This window comes from Schumannella sp. 10F1B-5-1, from assembly GCF_006517535.1.
Taxonomy (GTDB): domain Bacteria; phylum Actinomycetota; class Actinomycetes; order Actinomycetales; family Microbacteriaceae; genus Schumannella.
On sequence record NZ_VHQH01000072.1, the window covers coordinates 1 to 206 of the forward strand.

Consider the following 206-nt stretch of genomic DNA (forward strand, 5'->3'; position numbering starts at 1 on the left):
GAAGGTGATGGTCTGGTTCAGCAGCACCGCGTTGCCCACCACCACCGGCTGCACGATCGACTGCACGACCGCGTTGATGACGCCGTAGATGACGATCACCCAGATCACCGTCGGCCAGCCGCCGACGAGGGCGCCGAAGACGATCGGCGGGATGATCGCGATGAAGTATCCGATGTTCGGGATGAAGCTGCACAGGAACGAGAGGA

General features: G+C 62.1%; 1 protein-coding gene. It reads right to left on the reverse strand.

The window, feature by feature from the left end:
• Positions 1-206 (reverse strand): AI-2E family transporter (locus tag FJ658_RS15030; protein WP_141146209.1); only part of this gene is annotated, 206 nt, incomplete at both ends.